We start from the raw sequence: 17,583 nt of genomic DNA, 5'->3' as shown, positions 1-17,583 counted from the left end.
AGGCAACATCCGGCTGGCCGCCTGGAGGGTAGGGCGGCCTTCCTGGTGCGGGCTCCCGGCACCTCTAGCCGCGCTTGTTGCCGCGACCGGTGGGCCGGGCCCGAGGGGCCGGCTTCGCGGGCCCTCCGGCGGCCGGCTTCGCGGGCCCTTCCGTGCGGGCCGGTTCCGAGGGCGCCTGGGAGAGCTTCGCCAGGCGTTCCTCCACTTCCTGCCGCCAGCGGGCCTGGGTGTGTGCCTGCACGCGCTGGTGCTCATGGATGAGTGCGAGTGCGTCCAGGATGGCCTCGTTGAACTCCACCTGCCGGCGCAGCGCCTCGTTGATGAAGGGCTGGAAGGCGAGCCGGAAGGCGCGCTTGGCCATCACCAGTACGGGCCCCACCACCGGCCGGTGCGACGAGGGCGCGTCCGCGTAGCGCGTGTCCCGCTTGAGGCGCGCCGTCTGGAGGATGGCGGGCCACTCCACGCCGGGGGTGGGCGCCTGCACGGTGTCGAGCTTCTCGCGCAGCGCCTCGACGTCCTCCGGGGCCGGTGTAGGCAGCTTGCGCAGGGCATCCGCCACCGCCTCGGCGGTGGGGCGGGTGGTGATGAGGTCCTCAGCGCGCATGGGTTGCTCCTCCTGACTCCAGGGCCCGGGCCAGCTCGCCGGCCAGTGGCGTCACGTCCGCCTCCGCTCCCAGCTCCCGCAGGCGGGGTCCCAGCAACTGCCGCACCGCCGCGTCCGGCGCGCGGCCGGCCTCCCACACGCCCCAGGCCCGGCCCTGGACGTGTGGCATCGCCCCCTGCGCCACCGGCTCGGCGGCGCCCGCGAAGAGCACCGGCCCGCGCGTGCGGCGCACCCCCATCTCCAGCGAGGAGGAGGGCGGGGCACCGGAATCACCGTCGGAAGACGGCTCGTCCGCGGTGAAGCGCCACAGCGTCGTGCCGCCGAGCCGCTCCTCGCGCGGCGCCGCCTGCACCGGCAGGACGTCGCGCCGCACCGTCCACAGGCTCGCGCCGGGCAGCCGCTCGGCCACGGCGCGCGCCAGCCGGGACATGGGCGCGTCCGGGGCGGCGTCGAAGCCGGGGCACACCACGGTGGCGGTGTCGGTGTCGCCCGGGGTGGCGGACGCGCGGGGCGGCGCGCGGCCCTCCAGGAAGGGCGTGAGGGCCTCGCGCACCCGCGTGGCGACGGTCTCCTGGTCCAGGTCCGCCAGCCGCTCGCGCTGCGCGGCGACGACCTGGGCGCGGAGGGCCTTGTCGCGCTCGAGCACCGCGAGCAGCCCGGCCACCTCGACGGGGTCATCCCTCCGCGTGCCGAGGCCGGCGCCGCCCATCGTCTCCGGCACCGCCGCGGCGCCGTATGCCACCACCGGCACGCCCCGGTACATGGCCTCCAGCAGGGGCACGCCGAAGCCCTCGTGTCGGCTCATGGAGAGGTACGCCGTCGCCGAGGCGAAGCAGGCGGACAGCTGCGCCGCGCCCACCCGCCCGAGGAAGAGGACGCGCTCGGCGCCCAGCAGCTCGCGCAGCGCCATCACCGTGGCGCCGTACGTCGTATCGCGGTTGAGGTAGCCCGCCACCAGCAGCCGGCTGCGCGGCTGGTACAGCCGCTGGTAGGCCGCGAAGACCTTCAGCACGTCCTCCACGCGCTTGCTGGGCACGGCGCGGCCCACGAAGAGGATGTTGGCGCAGCCGTCGTCCAGCTCGGCGCGCAGCGACGGGTCCGGCGGCACGTCGAAGCCGCGCCAGTCCACCGCGAAGGGCAGCACCGCCACGCCCGGGAAGCCCGCCGCGGACAGCTCCTCCGCGCTGAAGTGCGAGTACGCCCAGGCGTGTTCCACGAGGGGCCGCAGGGCCAGCAATTCGTCACGCGCCGCGGCGCACGCGGCCGCCACCTTGCGGTCCAGCCCCGCGAAGAGCCTCGCCGGAGTGACGTTGTGGTACACGAGCGCCTTGCGCCCGGGCGCTCGGGCCACCAGCGGGACGAGCCGTGATTCGAAGCTGTGGTGGACGAGCAGCGCGCTGTCCGCATCCGCCTCGTGGGGATAGTCGTCCGCCGGGCGCACGTCGTCCCGGCACTCGTCGTCCCACTGCGGCGCGTAGATTTCGGAGGCGTAGCCCCACCCGCGCAGCAGCGAGCGCAGGTAGCGCACCTGGTTACCCACGGCGTCGCCCCACGCCAGTCGGGACACGAGCTGGTGGACCGCTCGGGCGGGCGATGCCGTGGCCCCTCGCTTGCTCTTCCGGAAGTTCACGCTGCCGGTAGCCTCTAGACCCGGGCGGACCGGCACACAAGCGGGAGTGTCGTCAGACGACTGTTGCCTTACCTTGACGCCCCCTCCCAGGCTCCGATACGGAGGGCCCTTCTTCCAGATTCCGTCAAGGAATCTGTTCTCGCAGTGGTGAGTACGTCAATGAATGTCCTGGTGACAGGTGGCTGCGGCTTCATCGGTTCCAACCTCGTGAAGTACCTGCGCCGCGAGCGACCGGACTGGAAGATCGTCAACCTCGACAAGCTCACGTACGCGGGCAACCTCGAGAACCTCTCCGACCTGGAGGGTGACCCGAAGCACGTCTTCGTGCGCGGCGACATCGGCAACCGCGAGCTCGTCGAGCACCTGATGGTGCAGCACTCCATCGACGCGGTGATGCACCTGGCCGCGGAGAGCCACGTGGACCGCTCCATCCTCGGGCCCGAGGTCTTCGTCACCACCAACGTGCTGGGCACCCAGCAGCTGCTGGAGGCCTCCCGCGCCCGCGGCATCAAGCGCTTCCTGATGGTCTCCACCGACGAGGTGTACGGCTCGCTCGGCCCCACGGGCGCCTTCACGGAAGCCTCGCCGCTGCAGCCCTCCAGCCCGTACTCGGCCTCCAAGACGAGCTCCGACCTGGTGGCGCTGGCCTACCACCACACCTTCAAGCTGGACGTGGTGGTGACGCGCTGCTCGAACAACTACGGGCGCTACCAGTTCCCGGAGAAGCTCATCCCCCTGATGGTGGTCAATGCGCTGCACGACAAGCCGCTGCCCGTCTACGGCGACGGCGGCAACGTGCGCGACTGGCTCCACGTGGAGGACCACTGCCAGGGCCTGCTGCTCGCGCTGGAGAAGGGCAAGGCCGGCGAGGTCTACAACATCGGCGGTGGCGCGGAGCGCCGGAACATCGAAATCGTGAAGGGCATCCTCGGCCTGCTGGGCAAGCCGGAGTCGCTCATCAAGTACGTGGCGGACCGGCCGGGGCATGACCGGCGCTACGCCATCGACCCGGCGAAGATTCGCGCGGAGCTGGGCTGGAAGGCCGCCCACACCTTCGAGCAGGGCCTGGCGGAGACGGTGAAGTGGTACGTCGAGCACCCCTCGTGGTGGGAGCGGGTGATGAGCGGCGCCTACCGCCAGTACTTCGACACCCAGTACAAGACGCGCCTGCACGGCCGGGCGGCGTAGGTCGACCATGCGCTTCCTCGTCACCGGTTCGAATGGGCTCGTCGGCAGCCGCGTCTGCGCGCTGCTGGAGCGGCAGGGCCACGAGGTGGTGGGCCTGGGCCGCGGCCCGCGCCGCACCGGCGGGACGTACCGCTACGTGGAGGTGGACCTGACGCGCGAGCCGGACGTCGCCGCCGCGCTGGCGTCCGCCGCCCCCGAGGTGGTCATCCACCCCGCCTCCATGACGGAGGTGGACGCGTGCGAGAAGGACCCCGAGGCCGCCTTCGCCGCCAACGTCACCGCCGCCGCGGCGGTGGCGAAAGGCGCGCGCAGGGCCGGGGCGCACCTGGTGCACGTGTCCACCGACTACGTCTTCGACGGCGACGCGGGCCCGTATGACGAGGAGGCGCTGCCCAACCCGCGCGGCGTCTACGCCCTCACCAAGCACATGGGCGAGCAGGCCGCGCGCACCTTCGTCCCCGGCTGCGCCATTGCCCGCACGGCGGTGGTGTACGGCTTTCCCGCGGCGGGGCGGCCCAACTTCGGCATGTGGCTGGTGGGCTCGCTGGAGAAGGGCCAGCCGGTGAAGCTCTTCGAGGACCAGATTGTGTCCCCCAGCTTCGCGGACAGCGTGGCCGCCATGCTGGTGGAATTGGGCGAGCGCAAGCTGGGCGGCGTGTGGAACACCTGCGGCGGCACCGTCATCGACCGCGTGGGCTTCGGCCGGGCGCTGTGCGAGGTGTTCGGCTTCGACGCGAAGCTCATCACCCCCACGCGCATGGCCGACCTCAAGCTGGCCAGCCCCCGGCCGCTGCGCAGCGGCCTGAAGACGGACAAGGTCCGAGCGCAGCTGGCCGCGAAGCCGCTGGAGCTGGCCGAGTCCCTGACGCGCTTCCACGCGGCCTGGAAGGCCGGGCAGGGCGGCTGACAACTTCCGCGCGGCCCACCCGGGCCGCGCATCCCCCCGCGCGACCGGCAGGGCCCACGGGGCCGGGAGCCCGTCGGAGCGCGGGACATGAGGTGCACGTATGAAGGGAATCGTCCTCGCCGGTGGCTCGGGCACGCGCCTGTACCCGCTGACGCGCGTGGTCAGCAAGCAGCTGCTGCCCGTCTATGACAAGCCGATGATCTACTACCCGGTGACGACGCTGATGCTGGCGGGCATCCGGGAGCTGCTCATCATCTCCACGCCCCAGGACCTGCCGCGCTTCCGCGAGCTGCTGGGCACGGGCGAGCAGTGGGGTGTGCGCTTCCAGTACGCCGAGCAGCCCCGGCCGGAAGGGCTGGCGCAGGCGTTCGTCATCGGCCGCGAGTTCGTGGGCCAGGACGCGGTGTCGCTCATCCTCGGCGACAACATCTTCTACGGCCACGGCATGCGCGAGCTGGCCCAGCGGGCCGCCCGCCGCGAGCAGGGCGCCACCGTCTTCGGCTACTACGTGAAGGACCCGGAGCGCTACGGCGTGGTGGAGCTGGACGCCAACAACCGCGCCATCTCCATCGAGGAGAAGCCGGCGAAGCCCAAGTCCCACTACGCCGTCACCGGGCTGTACTTCTACGACAACCAGGTGGTGGACATCGCCGCCAACCTCAAGCCCGGCCGGCGCGGTGAGTACGAAATCACCGACGTGAACGCGGAGTACCTGCGCCGCGGGCAGCTCAACGTGGAGCTGATGGGCCGCGGCTACGCGTGGCTGGACACCGGCACGCACGAGTCGCTGATGCAGGCGTCCAACTACATCGAGATCATCGAGCGCCGTCAGGGCCTCAAGGTGGCCTGCCCGGAGGAGATTGCCTTCCGCATGGGCTACATCGACGAGAAGCAGCTGGCGACGCTCGCGGAGCCGATGCGCAAGAACGAGTACGGCCAGTACCTGCTGGACCTCATCGAGCACCGCGGGGCCGTGTCATGAAGGTGATTCCCACCGAGCTGCCGGGCGTCCTCATCGTGGAGCCCAAGGTGTTCGGCGACGACCGCGGCTTCTTCATGGAGACGTTCCACGAGAAACGCTACGCGGACGCGGGCATCCCCGGGCCCTTCGTGCAGGACAACTACTCGCGCTCGGCGAAGGGCATCCTGCGGGGGCTGCACTTCCAGGAGCCGAACGCGCAGGGCAAGCTGGTGCAGGTGCTGGCCGGCGCCGTGTACGACGTGGCGGTGGACGTGCGGCGCGGCTCGCCCACGTTCGGCAAGTGGGTGGCGGTGGAGCTGTCCACGGACAACCGGCGCCAGTTGTGGATTCCGCCCGGCTTCGCCCACGGCTTCTGCGTGCTGAGCGAGTCCGCCGACTTCCACTACAAGTGCACCACGCTGTACTCGCCGGACACGGAGCGCGGCGTGCTGTGGAATGACCCCGACCTGGGCATTCCGTGGCCCGTGTCCTCGCCGCTGCTGTCCGGCAAGGACGCGAAGGCCCCGCGGCTCAAGGACGCCCCGGTGCTGCCGGTGTACGCGGGCTGAAGCGGGCGGGGCTGGCCCCGGTGGCCGGGCATGCGCTCACGTCATGCCTGCCCGGTCCTGGAAGACAGTAGCAGTGGCGCCAGGGCCCTCGAAAGCCGCGCGCTACATCCCCAGCCGGTGCGTGAGGTCCGCGGGCAGGGGATACACCCGCTCCGGCGGGCACAGGCGTGCGGCCTGCTCCGCGCGCCCCTCATCCAGCAGGCGGCGGATCTTCTGCACGCGTGGCGTGAGGTCTTCGATGGAGACGGTCCACGCCTCCACGTAGCGGGAAATCACCGTGCGCCCGAGGCCCACCTGGATGCTGTCGTGCGGAAGGCCGGCGCCGCGCAGCGAGCGCTCCGGGTCCCACTGCACGTGGACGGGCGCGGAGTCGAAGGCCCGGCGCCAGGCTTCGGGGGTGCCGTGGACCCGGGGCTCGAAGGCGGTGAGGACGGCGAGGCTCAGGGCTTCGTGCCAGCCCTCGCGGCGGATGCGCACCGCGAGCGTCCGCTCCTGCCCGCTCTTGCGGCCCCAGTTGGAGCGGTGCATCAGCCAGAGGAAGCTGGGCTTTATCCACGTCATCCGGCCCATTGAGAAGGGCGGGCCGAACTTCTGCTGCTTCACGGCCACGTCCGCGATGGCGTCCGGATAGGCCTGGTACATCACGATGGATGCGCGGTCGTGGTCGGCTCGAATCTCTCGGGGGCCGGGCATGGACGCGCGTCGTCGGGCCTAGTCGGTGGTTTCGGGCGGGAGGTCGCGCGTGCAGCGGCTGATGCCGTGATGGGCCTCGGAGATTCTAGGGTAGGCATCGACCAGCGTTTGGTAGGTCTTGATTGCCTGCGCACAGTCGCCCCTTTTCTCCTGGGTGCGCGCGCGGGCCAGGAGGTTCGCGGCGGTTTCGATCGTTTTTTCGAGCGACACGAGCCTTGGCTCAGCGCCCATCATCTTGTTGTTACGCGCTACCTTCAGCAGGTTGATCGCCTCAGTCAGATTGCCGTCGAGGAACGCTTTTTCAACACTGTTCGCATGTTGCGATGCGACCATCCTATTCATCAGCGCCTCCGCATCCAGGGCGGGCGCTGCAGGCTGGGCTGGGGGCGTGGGTGCTAGCTCCGGAGGCTTCGGCGCCTCCGCTCGAGGAGCAGGAGGCACACCCGGCGGCTCTACGGGCACCACCTGCACATCCCCACCGCCCGAGCCACGGATGGCCACCACGCCTACGCCGCCCGCCACCAGCACCGCGGCCACGCCCAGGCCCATCACCAGGCCCGTGCGTGAGCGCTTCGGCGCCGCATAGGGCGACGTCGTGTGCGCCGTCTTGTCGAACCCGTCCGACACGGCGACACCCGCGCGCGGGGCCTGCGTCAGCGCGGGCTGCGTCAGCTGAATCGGCGCCACGCGGCCGGTGTCGTACCGGCCCTTGTCCACCGGAGGCGTGACGGCGGCCCCACGCACCAGCGTGGCCTCGGAGCCGTCGCCGAAGAGGAGGGTGTTCGACTTCTCCTCCGTGTTGGCGGAGCCCTTCACCGCCGGGTTGACGCCGCTGATGGGCGAGCGCCCCGTGAGCGTGGGCAGCGCGTTGCTCAAATCGGAGGCGAACGCCTCCATGGTGGCGTAGCGCTCCACGCGCTTCTTCGCCGTCGCCTTCTGGATGACCGCGTCGATGGCCGGCAGCTGCAGGTCCGCCACCACGTCCGCCAGGTGCGGCATGGGCTGGTGCACCTGCTTCTGCATGATTTCCGCGATGCTCGTCCCGTCGAAGGGCTGCTGACCGGTGAGCAACTCGAAGAGCACCACGCCCACCGCGTAGATGTCCGCGCGCGCGTCCACGTCCTGGCCCATGGCCTGCTCGGGCGACATGTACCGGGGCGTGCCGGCCACCGCGCCCTGCATGGTGAGGCGCGGGGCGCCGTCGCTGATGCGGGCGATGCCGAAGTCCAGCACCTTCACGTGCCAGCCCCGCATGCCCTGCCGGACCATCACGTTCTCCGGCTTCAGGTCGCGGTGCACCACCTGCCGCGCGTGCGCGTAGGCCAGCACGTCCGCCACCTGGAGGATGATGTCCGCGGCCTCGTGCACCGGGAGCCGGCCCACGTTGGAGAGCAGGCGCTTGAGGTCATCGCCCTCCACGTACTCCATGCAGATGTAGAGCGTGCCCTCCTCGTCCTGCCCGAAGTCGTGCAGGTTCACCGCGTTGGGATGCGCGACGCGCGCGTAGCTCTTCGCCTCGTTGAGGAAGCGCCTCGCCACGTCCGGGTCCATCGACAGCCCGGTGTTGAGGAACTTCATCGCGACCTGCTGACCGATGCCCACCTGCTCCGCCAGGTACACCGAGCCCATGCCGCCCTGACCCAGCCGGCGGAGGATGCGGTACTTGCTGGCGATGGTGCGGCCCAGCATCTTGTCCACCTGGGGCGCCAGCTTCAGCAGCTCGGTGCCGCCACACGAGGGACACGCGCCGCCCCAGGTCTCGTACTGCGCCTCGCACCGCTGGCAGATGAACAGGGCCATGACGTCAGCGCGCCGCCGTGGGGTAGCGCTGGAAGAGGATGCGCTCCAGCTCGCGCGCTCCATCCCTGGGCGACTTCTTCCGGGCCACCTCCGCGCGCAGCACGTCCGTGCGCGCGTCGTCCGGCAGGTCCGCCTCCATCACCGCCAGCGCGCCATTCAGGTCTCCCGCGCGCTGCAGCGAGGCCGCGCGCCAGACGCGGTACTCGGTGCGGGCCGGGGCCGCCGCGGCCGCCTGCGCGAACAGGGGCTGCGCCTTGGCGAAGTCCCCCTCCTGGAACACCGCCAGGCCCTCCAGGAAGGGCGCCTGCGACGCCGCGTTGGGGGCCGCCTCGCCCGTGTCCGCCGCCAGCTCGAACAGCTTGCGCGACTCGCGCAGCTGCTCGGGCGGGAGCGTCTCGCCGGCCAGGGCGCGGCGGTGCAATTCCTCGGTGGCGTTGCGGCTGGCGGCGCTCAGCTTCGCGCCCATCTCCCCCAGGTCCGTGCCCAGGTAGCCCTCCGACACCAGCGTGTTCAGCATCTCCGCCGCCGAGTCCGGGCCCGCGAGCTTCCCGTCCTCCAGCGCGGCGAAGAAGCCCGCCTTGAGCTCCACGTGGCGCGCCGTCAGGTCCGCGGGCGCCGCGCCCTTCTGCTTCTTGCGCGCGGCCTTGAGCTGGCGCTCGCACAGCTCCAGCTCACGCTGCGCCTTGGCGCGGTCCTGGATGTCTGGAGCGCTGCGCACGTAGGCGCGGTACGCCGTGCACGCGCCGGGAATCTCCTTCGCGCCCAGGCGCGAGCGGGCCAGGCCCAGGTACGCCGGCAGCAGCTTGGGGTTGGCGCGCGTGGCCTTGAGGAACAGGCCGGACGCGTCCGCGTAGCGCTTCTTGTTGTAGAGCCGGGTGCCCTCGGCCACGAGCGCCTCGGCGTTGCCCACCGACGGGCCCACCAGCGGCTCGGCCGCGGCCAGCCCGCTCACCAGCAGCGCGCACATCACCACCCAGCGACGCGGTTCAGAACGCATAGCCCACCCCTCCGCGCAGGTTGCTCGTCCCCGCGATGTTCTTCAGCAGCGAGATGCCACGCTGGTACGCCACGGAGGCATAGAGCCCCTCGTAGACGAAGACGCGCGCGGTGGCCTGCGCGGAGCCGTGAAGGTCCACCGCGAAGAGCCCGTCCTCGAAGGGAGCGCTCTCCGGGCGGTTCTTCTCCTTCAGGAGCAGCCCGCGCACCTCCACGCCCGCCTGGATGGCGAAGGAGACGGGGCCCAGCACGTAGCGCAGCTGCGGCTGCAGCGCGCGCAGCGACATCATCTGCACCTGCGTGTCCAGCGCGTTGTCGTTGCCCCGCACCCGGTCCACCCACTCACCGGACGCGCCGTCGGGGATGCTGACGCCCATCGTCCAGGTGTCCGCGGTGCGGTAGTACGTGGCGCCCACCAGCATGACGCCGAAGTACTGGCCGTAGCGGCCGTACTCCACGCCCAGGCCCATCATCTTCCGCGAGCCCGGCGCGCGGACGTCGTTGGTGTGGAAGTCCCCCAGGCCCGGGTTCGCGCCCACCGGGTTCGTCGCCACGGCGGCCCCGGTCAGGCTCAGCATCTCGTACGAGCCCTCCAGGTAGCTCTGCCGCGCCATGGTGGCGGCCTGGCGGCGGCGCATGGCCAGCTTGAAGGCCTGCATGGAGGTGGGCTTCAGCTCGCGCTCCAGCGTGTACGTCGCGCCGGGGGCAATCTCCGCCTTCACCTCCTGCGGCTCGTAGCCGTCCAGCACCAGCGACAGGGTGCGCGAGCCGGGCTGGATGCCCTGGTCCACCGCGTCCGTCCCCACCTGCTTGCCGTCCACCAGGATGCGCGTGCCCTCCGGCAGCACCTTCACCACCAGCCGCGCGGGCACCTTCTCCAGCACCGCGCTCAGCTTCACCGGCTCGCGCGAGGCCACCACCCGCGTCTCCTCCTTCGGCAGGTGCGAGGCCAGCTCGAAGCGGAAGGTGTGCTCACCCGGCAGCACCTCCGTGGCGTAGGGCGTGGTGCCCACCTTCACGCCGTCCACGAAGACGGTGGCGCCCGCGGGCTCCGTCACCGCCTCCACCGTCGCGTTGAGGGTGAGGAACTTCACCAGTACGCCGGCCAGCGCCTTCTCGAAGGCGGGGTTGGCCGTCTCCGCCTGCGCGCGCGCGCCGCTGTCCGGCCGCACGCTGACGGCGCGGAAGCGGTAGCCCGCGTCGTCCTGGCCCGCCTGCACCAGCACCACCCGCTCCAGCCCCAGCGAGGCGAGGTACGCCTCCAGCGGCTCGCGGCAGCGCGTGGCGCCCGTCACGCAGCCCACGTCGCCTTCGCGACCCTGGAGGTAGCCCTCCAGCGCCTCGCGGCCGACGACCTGCTGCGCCTTCAAGTCTTGAGGCAGCAGCGCGCCGATGCCGTCCTCGGTGCGCTTCACCAGCGCGTCCTGCCCGGGGTACATCGGCTGGACGAGCCACAGCGTTTTCGTGGGGGCCCCCGCCTGGGTGCCAGGCGGCATTCCGGGGGCGGCGCTGGCGGTCAGTGCCAGGCTGACGGTCAGCAGACAGGTGACGAACATGAAGTCCTCGGGGATGGACCACCCGCACTCCATGCGGGCCGCCCGACACACGGTGTACGCCAATGAACGCTGCCCTGCCTAGGGGGGGCGGGGGGGCGTCCTGGGTGTTTTACGTGAATCAGCGGTTTTCCACGGATTCGAGCTCGCCTGCACTACGGGCGCCCAGGCGGCAGCTCGGCGTGGGGAGGCGCCGCCGGGTACGGGGAATGCGCATCGTTCCCCAGGTCACAACACCTCGGAGGAGGCGGAATGGTACTCCCTGGCAAGGGAATGGGCTGGATGGAGTTCTTCAAGGCCCTGAAGACGGAATGGACTCGCGACGACGTGGGGGATGTCGCGGGGGCGCTGACGTTCAAGGCCATCCTGGCGCTCTTCCCGTTCCTGCTGTTCCTGGTGTCGCTGGCGGGCATCATCATCGACCCCGCGCAGGCCCAGACGCTCATCCAGGAGCTGGCGAAGGTGGCGCCGCAGGAAGTGGTGAAGATCCTCGGCGACCGCATCAACTCGCTGGCGGAGAGCAACCCGGTGGGTCTGCTGACGGTGGGCGGCGTGGGCGCCGTCTGGGCGGCGTCCGGCGGCATCGTCGGACTGATGGATGCGCTGAACACCGTGTACGGGGTGAAGGAGTCGCGGCCCTTCTGGAAGCTGCGCGGCATTGCCCTGGGGGTGACGCTCGGGGGCGCGGTGGTGGCCATCGCCGCGGCGATGGCCATCCTCGTCACGCCAGTCATCGCGGACAAGCTGGGGCCCGTGGGCAGCGTGCTCACCTGGCTGCGCCTGCCGGTGGCCGGCGTGGTGGTGATGCTGCTGTGGGCGGTGCTGTACTACGTGCTGCCGGACGTGAAGCAGAAGTTCCGGTTCATCACCCCGGGCTCCGTGGTGGGCGTGCTCATCTGGGTGCTGGCCTCGTGGGGCTTCTCCAAGTACGTGGCCAACTTCGGCAAGTACGACGTGAACTACGGCGCCATCGGCGGTGTCATCGTCATGCTGCTGTGGATGTGGATTTCGGCGCAGGTCATCCTGCTGGGCGCGGAAATCAACGCCATCCTCGAGCACCGCTCCCCGGACGGGAAGGCGCCCGGTGACAAGGTCCCCGAGCAGGGCAAGGCGGTGACGGCCACCAAGTCGGAGCTGGAGGATGGCGGAGCGCAGCTCCCCGGCGCGCGCGAGTTCCGCCCCGCGGTGGACCCGCGCACCGGCCAGTCCACGTCGCCCCCGCCGAAGCTGAGGCAGACGCCACTGGCGGCCGCCGCACGCTGGGCCGCGGGACTCGGCCTGGGCATCTTCCTCGTGCGCCGCAACACCGCCCGGTAGCGGCCGCGAGCGCCACCCACTGAAGGGCCCCGGGGCCCCGGTCTCCTCGCGAGAGGGGCCGGGGCCTCGTCGCGTCCAGCGCACCTGTCAGGGCAGGGAAGCACCGGGTAGGGACAGACCCTGGAGGAGTCGCGGAGACCTGGGCGGGCGACTTCGCTCGGAGTGCACTCGCTTGCGGATGCCCCGCACCCGGTGCCACCGTGCGCCGCTTGTCAGACGGGCACCATTCAATCCGTTGCCCGGCCCCCCCGCGACATGCCTTCCCGACACGCAATCCCTGGCAGGGGATGGGTGCCGTGCATCCTGGAGACACGATGTCCCTGAAGACCTTCTGGCCGCTGCGCTGCGCCGTGGCGCTGCTCGTCGCGCAGCTGGTGAGCGCCTGTGGCGGCGGCGGCAACCCGAATCCCAACCCGACGCCGGAGCAGGACACGACGGCGCCCACGTCACGCGCGACGCCGGCCGGTGGCAGCTTCACCCGCCTGGTGGCCGTGGCGCTGACCTGCGACGACGGCGCCGGCAGCGGCTGCGCGGCCACGTACTATGGACGGCTCCAACCCCGGCACCAGCTCCACGCAGTACCGCGAGCCCTTCACGCTGTCCGCGACCACGACGCTGCGCTTCTTCTCCATGGACAAGGCGGGCAACACCGAGGCCGCGAAGAGCGAGCAGTACACCTTCACCACCACGTCCGAGGACACGCAGGCGCCCACCACCACGGCCACCCCGGCGGGCGGCTCGTACAACAGCCCGCGCAGCGTGGCGCTGGTCTGCGCTGACGGCACGGGCACGGGCTGCGCGGCCACGTACTACACGGTGGACGGGAGCCTGCCCACGGAGGCCTCGTCGCGCTACGCGGCGCCGGTGGCCATCTCCGCCAGCACGACGCTGCGCTTCTTCTCCGTGGACAAGGCGGGCAACAGCGAGGGCACGCGCACGGAGCGCTACGTGCTCGACACGGACGCGCCGGGGGTGTCCGCCTCGCCGCGCACCGGCACCTATGGCAGCGCCGTCGACGTCGTGCTGGCGTGCGACGACGGCAATGGCTCCGGCTGCGCGTCCATCCACTACACGCTGGACGGCTCCATCCCCTCGGAGGGCTCGCCCGCGTATACCGCGCCCCTCCACCTGACGGCCTCCACGCGGGTGCGCTTCCTCGCAGTGGACCGGGCGGGCAACGCGTCCAGCGTGGGCTCGGAGCTGTACACGCTCGACACCACGGGCCCCGTCTCCACCGCGACGCCCCGGGGGGGCACCTTCCGCACCGCCTTCACCGTGGCCCTGGCCTGCGACGACGGCACCGGCAGCGGCTGCGCGGCCACGTACTACACCACCACCGGCGCCGCGCCGACGCGCGCGTCCGAGCGCTTCACGGGCCCCATCGCCATCACCGGCAACACCACGCTGCGCTTCTTCTCCGTGGACGTCGCGGGCAATGACGGGCCGGTGGTGACGGAGTCGTACGTGGTGGACCAGGCCGCGCCCGTCACCCGGGCCAACCCGTCGGGCCGCTCGTATGGCGGCGAGCAGTTCGTGGCGCTGGAGTGCGAGGACACCGCCGGCAGCGGCTGCGCGGCCACGTACTACACGCTGGACGGCTCCGCCCCCACCTCCGAGTCCCCGCTGTACGTGATGCCGGTGCGCGTCTCCTCCAGCCTCACGCTGCGCTTCTTCTCCGTGGACAAGGCGGGCAACACCGAGGCCCCGAAGACGGAGCCGTACCTCATCGACCGGGTGCCGCCCACGGCGTCCGCGAGCCTGGCCTCCGGCACGTACAACAGCGCGAAGCAGGTGACGCTCTCCTGCGATGATGGCACCGGCAGCGGCTGCGCCGCCATCCACTTCACCCTGGACGGCTCGCAGCCGACGACGGGCTCGGCCGTGTACACGGCGCCGCTGCAGCTCTCCTCCAACGCCACGCTGCGCTTCTTCGCGGTGGACGCGGTGGGCAACCGCGGCGACGAGCAGTCGCGCACGTACACCATCGACACCACCGCGCCGCTCACCACGGCCACCCCGTCCGGCGGCATCTTCGGAACGGACACGCAGGTGACGCTCGCCTGTGCCGACGAGCAGGGCGGCTCCGGCTGCGCGGTGACGCGCTACTCGCTGGACGGCACGGCGCCCAATGACACGTCCCCGCGCTACGACGGGCCGCTCACCGTGACGTCCTCCGTCACGCTGCGCTTCTTCTCCGTGGACGCCGCGGGCAACCGCGAGCCCGTGCGGGTGGTGACCTTCACCCTCGACAAGGTGGCCCCCACCACCACCGTGAGCCTCCACGGCGGCAACTTCGCCAGCGCGCAGTCGGTGTCGCTGTCCTGCCAGGACACGGGGGGCAGCACCGGCCCGTGCGTGACGTACTACACGCTGGACGGCACCCTGCCCACGACGTCCTCGCAGCGGTACACGGCGGCCTTCCGCTTCGAGTCCACCACCACGCTGCGCTTCTTCTCCGTGGACTCGCTGGGCAACGCGGAGCCGGTGAAGGCGGAGACGTACGTCATCGACACCGCGCCGCCCACCACCACGGCCTCGCCTCCGGGCGGTGCCTACCGCGACGGGCGCGGCGTGACGCTCACGTGCAATGACGCGGGCGGCGTGGGCTGCTCCGGCGCCATCCGCTACAGCACCGACCCGGCCGCGCCGGCGAGCAGCTTCCTGACCTACAGCGGGCCCATCAGCATCGGCGCCAGCGCCACGCTGCGCTTCTACTCGCAGGACGGCGTGGGCAACACCGAGCCCGTGAAGTCGGAGTCGTACGTCATCGACCCGCTGGCGCCCACCGTCTCCGCCAGCCCGCGCGGCGGGGCGTACTTCACGCCGCAGACGGTGACGCTGACGTGCGCCGACACGGGCGGCAGCGGGTGCGCCGCCATCCACTACACGACGAACGGCGGCCTCCCCGACACGACTTCTCCCCGCTACACGGGCCCGCTGCTGCTCTCCAGCAACACGTCCCTGCGCTTCTTCGCCCTGGACGCGGCGGGCAACAGCAGCGGCGTGGTGGTGGAGACGTACACCTTCTCCTCGGACACCACGGCGCCGCAGACCACGGCCAGCCCGCCGGGCGGCGTCTTCGCCAGCGCCATCGACGTGACGCTGGGCTGCTCGGACACGGGCGGCATCGGCTGCGCGGGGACGTTCTACACGCTGGATGGCAGCGAGCCCTCCACCAGCAGCCCCCGCTACAGCGCGCCCCTCCACCTCACCGCCAGCGCGCAGGTGCGCTTCCTCTCGGTGGACGCGGTGGGCAACATCGAGTTGCCCCGGCGCGAGCTCTACACCATCGACACCCGGCCTCCCGAGACGCAGGCCCAGCCCGGCGGCGGGAGCTTCTCGGGCCCCGTCGTGGTGCAATTGTCCTGCACGGACGCGGACTCGTCCTGCTCGGAAACGCGCTACACGCTGGACGGCTCCGAGCCCGACGGTGCCTCGCCGCTGTTCACGTCTGCCTTCACCCTCAACCGGACCACCACGGTGCGGTTCTCCTCGAGGGACGCGGCGGGCAACCGGGAGGCCACGAAGTCGGAGACGTATGACATCGAGGTCACCCCCGGCACGGCCTCGGCGCAGATTGCCGAGGTGCGCGCCGCGGCGAACGGCCCGGTGAACCTGACCATCGACGGCGCCATCATCACCTACGTCAAGCCTCGCATCGGCAGCGCCATCAGCGACCCGGCGGGCTTCTTCCTCCAGGCCGAGCGCAACGGGCCGGCCCTCTTCGTGGAGGTGGAGCCGAGCACGCTCTTCCCCATCCCCGAGGGCGGCGAGCGCGTGAGCGTCACCGTGTCCGAGCGCCGCACCATGAACGGGCAGGCGCGGGCGAGGATCTCCCACTACAGCGTGCTGAGCTTCAGCAACCCGCTGGACGGGCTCGTGCAGGACGTCAGCAACCTGGACCTGCCCACCCACCTGGACGCCTACGAGTCCGAGTACATCTCCATCTCCGGCACCCTCGGCTCCACCGGGTTCGTGCCGGGCGGCACCGGCCACGTGCAGGCGCCCCTGGTGACGGCCGGCGTGCCCGAGGGCTCCGCCAGCGCCCCCAACCTGTGGCTGCGCGTGGTGGAGACGCTGAAGGACGAGCTCGACCTGGCGGGGCAGTGCGCCGTGACAGTCGTCTCGCCCCTGTGGCGCTTCACGACGGTGACCACGAGCTCCACCCAGCCCTCGCTGTGGTCGGCGTCGCAGCTCACCTCCGTGGTGTGCCCGGCGCCGCGCGTGACGAGCGCGCAGACGGGCGACACGGGGAGCGTCGTCGTCCGCTTCGACCGGCGCATCGACCCGGCGTCCATCCTCTCCAACGGCAGCCAGTTCTCCATCCCCGGCCTGACGGTGACGGGCGCCAGCGTGAGCAACCGCAACGTCTGGCTGAACACCACGAACCAGACGCCCCGGCAGACGTACACGGTGACGGTGGCGACCACGGTGAAGGACACGCAGGGCCGGCAGCTGGACTCGACGGCGACCACGGCCAGCTTCACGGGCTTCGTGCAGCCTGCCTGGCTGCGCATCTCGGAGATTGCGCCCAACGTCTTCCAGGGCCGTGACCTGGTGGAGCTCTACGTCGTCGTGGGTGGCAGCGTGGCCGGCGCCACGCTGGTGGATGGCAACACCAACAGCACGCTGGCCACGCTTCCCGATGTGCTGGTGGCCACGGGTGACATCATCGTCGTGCACCTCAACCCGGACCGCACGAACGGCACGGACGGCCCGACTTCCGAGACGCTCAGCAAGAGCGAGCACCCTCAGTTCAACCACGCCAGCAACTACGATTCGGCCTGGGACTTCCTGGGCGGAAACAACGGCGTCAGCAATGTCAATCGCACCTTGCGCATCCGGGACAGCCTCGGCGTCACGCAGGATGCGATTGCCGTGGCCAGCCCCTTCACCAACGCCTCGGGCTTCCCGGCGCAGCTCCAGGCGCTCCAGGCCGAGGGGCTGTGGTTGCCCGTCGACTGCGGCGGCCTGCTCTGCACGTACTCCACCGTGCCCAGCGCCGTGGACGTCTCCGTGGACTGGTCCAGCGCGTTCATCACCTCCGGGAAGTCGCCCACCGTGAGCCGCGTCTTCTCCGGGGACTCCAACATCGGGAGCGAATGGTCCGTGGTGACGGCAACGCTCGGCTTTCCGAACCCGTAACGCTCCGCGCGCGGGCTGCTGAAAAAGCGAGTCGCCGCCTCGCGCCGGGAAGGCTTCCCGGTCCGGTCGGCGATTCGTGCTTCGACGCCCGGAGCGTGCCCGCCGGCTGGCGCTTGCGGTCTCCCCGGGCCCGGTGCAACCCTTCTCACTGTCAGCCGGGCAGGGTTTCATCCATGGCCTGGCTCGTCCCTCCGGACGTGACTTCCTGAAACGCACCCCC

12 protein-coding genes are annotated in these 17,583 nt (G+C 71.1%); 6 read left to right on the top strand and 6 right to left on the bottom strand.

Annotated elements, in window-relative coordinates; all coding sequences use genetic code 11:
* Positions 1 to 64: 64 nt before the first annotated feature.
* Together ACX9TP_RS29925 and ACX9TP_RS29920 are read right to left on the bottom strand one after the other, a co-directional pair.
* Positions 65 to 604: a hypothetical protein gene (locus ACX9TP_RS29925; RefSeq protein ID WP_482974049.1), complete on the bottom strand. Its 540-nt coding sequence runs from the start codon at positions 602 to 604 to the stop codon at positions 65 to 67.
* Positions 594 to 2,234, bottom strand: coding sequence for a glycosyltransferase family 4 protein (locus ACX9TP_RS29920; RefSeq protein ID WP_482974048.1), 1,641 nt, complete (start codon positions 2,232 to 2,234; stop codon positions 594 to 596). Before ACX9TP_RS29920 ends, ACX9TP_RS29925 begins: the two co-directional genes overlap by 11 nt.
* 159 nt (positions 2,235 to 2,393) lie before the next feature.
* Here ACX9TP_RS29920 and rfbB point away from each other — a divergent pair, with 159 nt between their 5' ends.
* The 4 genes from rfbB (at position 2,394) to rfbC (ending at position 5,859) form a co-directional block, all read left to right on the top strand.
* The gene (gene rfbB / locus ACX9TP_RS29915; RefSeq protein WP_482974047.1) at positions 2,394 to 3,422 is read left to right on the top strand and encodes a dTDP-glucose 4,6-dehydratase; all 1,029 of its coding nucleotides are present in this window, start codon (positions 2,394 to 2,396) and stop codon (positions 3,420 to 3,422) included.
* A 7-nt stretch (positions 3,423 to 3,429) separates the two neighbouring features.
* Complete coding sequence (locus tag ACX9TP_RS29910; protein ID WP_482974046.1) at positions 3,430 to 4,329, top strand: SDR family oxidoreductase; 900 nt, start codon at positions 3,430 to 3,432, stop codon at positions 4,327 to 4,329.
* Positions 4,330 to 4,429: 100 nt separating this feature from the next.
* The gene (gene rfbA, locus ACX9TP_RS29905) at positions 4,430 to 5,311 is read left to right on the top strand and encodes a glucose-1-phosphate thymidylyltransferase RfbA (protein ID WP_482974045.1); all 882 of its coding nucleotides are present in this window, start codon (positions 4,430 to 4,432) and stop codon (positions 5,309 to 5,311) included.
* Positions 5,308 to 5,859, top strand: coding sequence for a dTDP-4-dehydrorhamnose 3,5-epimerase (gene rfbC / locus ACX9TP_RS29900; protein ID WP_482974044.1), 552 nt, complete (start codon positions 5,308 to 5,310; stop codon positions 5,857 to 5,859). Before rfbA ends, rfbC begins: the two co-directional genes overlap by 4 nt.
* Positions 5,860 to 5,961: 102 nt before the next feature.
* Here the strand turns inward: rfbC and ACX9TP_RS29895 are convergent, their stop codons facing one another.
* From ACX9TP_RS29895 to ACX9TP_RS29880, 4 genes are read right to left on the bottom strand one after another with little or no spacing between them, the layout of a single operon-like run.
* Complete coding sequence (locus tag ACX9TP_RS29895; RefSeq protein ID WP_482974043.1) at positions 5,962 to 6,552, bottom strand: DUF4291 domain-containing protein; 591 nt, start codon at positions 6,550 to 6,552, stop codon at positions 5,962 to 5,964.
* Between the two features lie 18 nt (positions 6,553 to 6,570).
* The gene (locus ACX9TP_RS29890; protein ID WP_482974042.1) at positions 6,571 to 8,352 is read right to left on the bottom strand and encodes a protein kinase domain-containing protein; all 1,782 of its coding nucleotides are present in this window, start codon (positions 8,350 to 8,352) and stop codon (positions 6,571 to 6,573) included.
* 4 nt (positions 8,353 to 8,356) lie between these two features.
* Positions 8,357 to 9,349 (bottom strand): tetratricopeptide repeat protein, encoded by a 993-nt coding sequence (locus ACX9TP_RS29885; RefSeq protein ID WP_482974041.1) that lies wholly within the window; start codon positions 9,347 to 9,349, stop codon positions 8,357 to 8,359.
* Positions 9,339 to 10,937, bottom strand: coding sequence for a PEGA domain-containing protein (locus ACX9TP_RS29880; RefSeq protein ID WP_482974040.1), 1,599 nt, complete (start codon positions 10,935 to 10,937; stop codon positions 9,339 to 9,341). Before ACX9TP_RS29880 ends, ACX9TP_RS29885 begins: the two co-directional genes overlap by 11 nt.
* A 216-nt stretch (positions 10,938 to 11,153) precedes the next feature.
* On the opposite strand from ACX9TP_RS29880, the gene ACX9TP_RS29875 reads away from it, so the two are divergent.
* Together ACX9TP_RS29875 and ACX9TP_RS29870 are read left to right on the top strand one after the other, a co-directional pair.
* Positions 11,154 to 12,218 carry a YihY/virulence factor BrkB family protein gene (locus tag ACX9TP_RS29875; protein ID WP_482974039.1) on the top strand — a complete coding sequence of 355 codons (1,065 nt, stop codon included), beginning with the start codon at positions 11,154 to 11,156 and terminating at the stop codon, positions 12,216 to 12,218.
* A gap of 543 nt (positions 12,219 to 12,761) precedes the next feature.
* Entirely contained in the window at positions 12,762 to 17,363 is a 4,602-nt protein-coding gene (locus ACX9TP_RS29870; RefSeq protein WP_482974038.1) for a chitobiase/beta-hexosaminidase C-terminal domain-containing protein, read from the top strand.
* Positions 17,364 to 17,583: the final 220 nt, after the last annotated feature.

The sequence above is a fragment of the Pyxidicoccus sp. M15 genome, assembly GCF_056858435.1.
Note: the sequence above shows the minus strand (reverse complement) of the source record. Positions and strands in the feature narration are given on the sequence as shown.

Coding starts and splice junctions, on each gene's coding strand:
- ACX9TP_RS29925 (WP_482974049.1), bottom strand. CDS start 604: ATGCGCGCTGAGGACCTCATCACCACCCGCCCCACCGCCGAGGCGGTG.
- rfbB (WP_482974047.1), top strand. CDS start 2,394: ATGAATGTCCTGGTGACAGGTGGCTGCGGCTTCATCGGTTCCAACCTC.
- ACX9TP_RS29910 (WP_482974046.1), top strand. CDS start 3,430: ATGCGCTTCCTCGTCACCGGTTCGAATGGGCTCGTCGGCAGCCGCGTC.
- rfbA (WP_482974045.1), top strand. CDS start 4,430: ATGAAGGGAATCGTCCTCGCCGGTGGCTCGGGCACGCGCCTGTACCCG.
- rfbC (WP_482974044.1), top strand. CDS start 5,308: ATGAAGGTGATTCCCACCGAGCTGCCGGGCGTCCTCATCGTGGAGCCC.
- ACX9TP_RS29895 (WP_482974043.1), bottom strand. CDS start 6,552: ATGCCCGGCCCCCGAGAGATTCGAGCCGACCACGACCGCGCATCCATC.
- ACX9TP_RS29890 (WP_482974042.1), bottom strand. CDS start 8,352: ATGGCCCTGTTCATCTGCCAGCGGTGCGAGGCGCAGTACGAGACCTGG.
- ACX9TP_RS29885 (WP_482974041.1), bottom strand. CDS start 9,349: ATGCGTTCTGAACCGCGTCGCTGGGTGGTGATGTGCGCGCTGCTGGTG.
- ACX9TP_RS29880 (WP_482974040.1), bottom strand. CDS start 10,937: ATGGAGTGCGGGTGGTCCATCCCCGAGGACTTCATGTTCGTCACCTGT.
- ACX9TP_RS29875 (WP_482974039.1), top strand. CDS start 11,154: ATGGTACTCCCTGGCAAGGGAATGGGCTGGATGGAGTTCTTCAAGGCC.
- ACX9TP_RS29870 (WP_482974038.1), top strand. CDS start 12,762: ATGGACGGCTCCAACCCCGGCACCAGCTCCACGCAGTACCGCGAGCCC.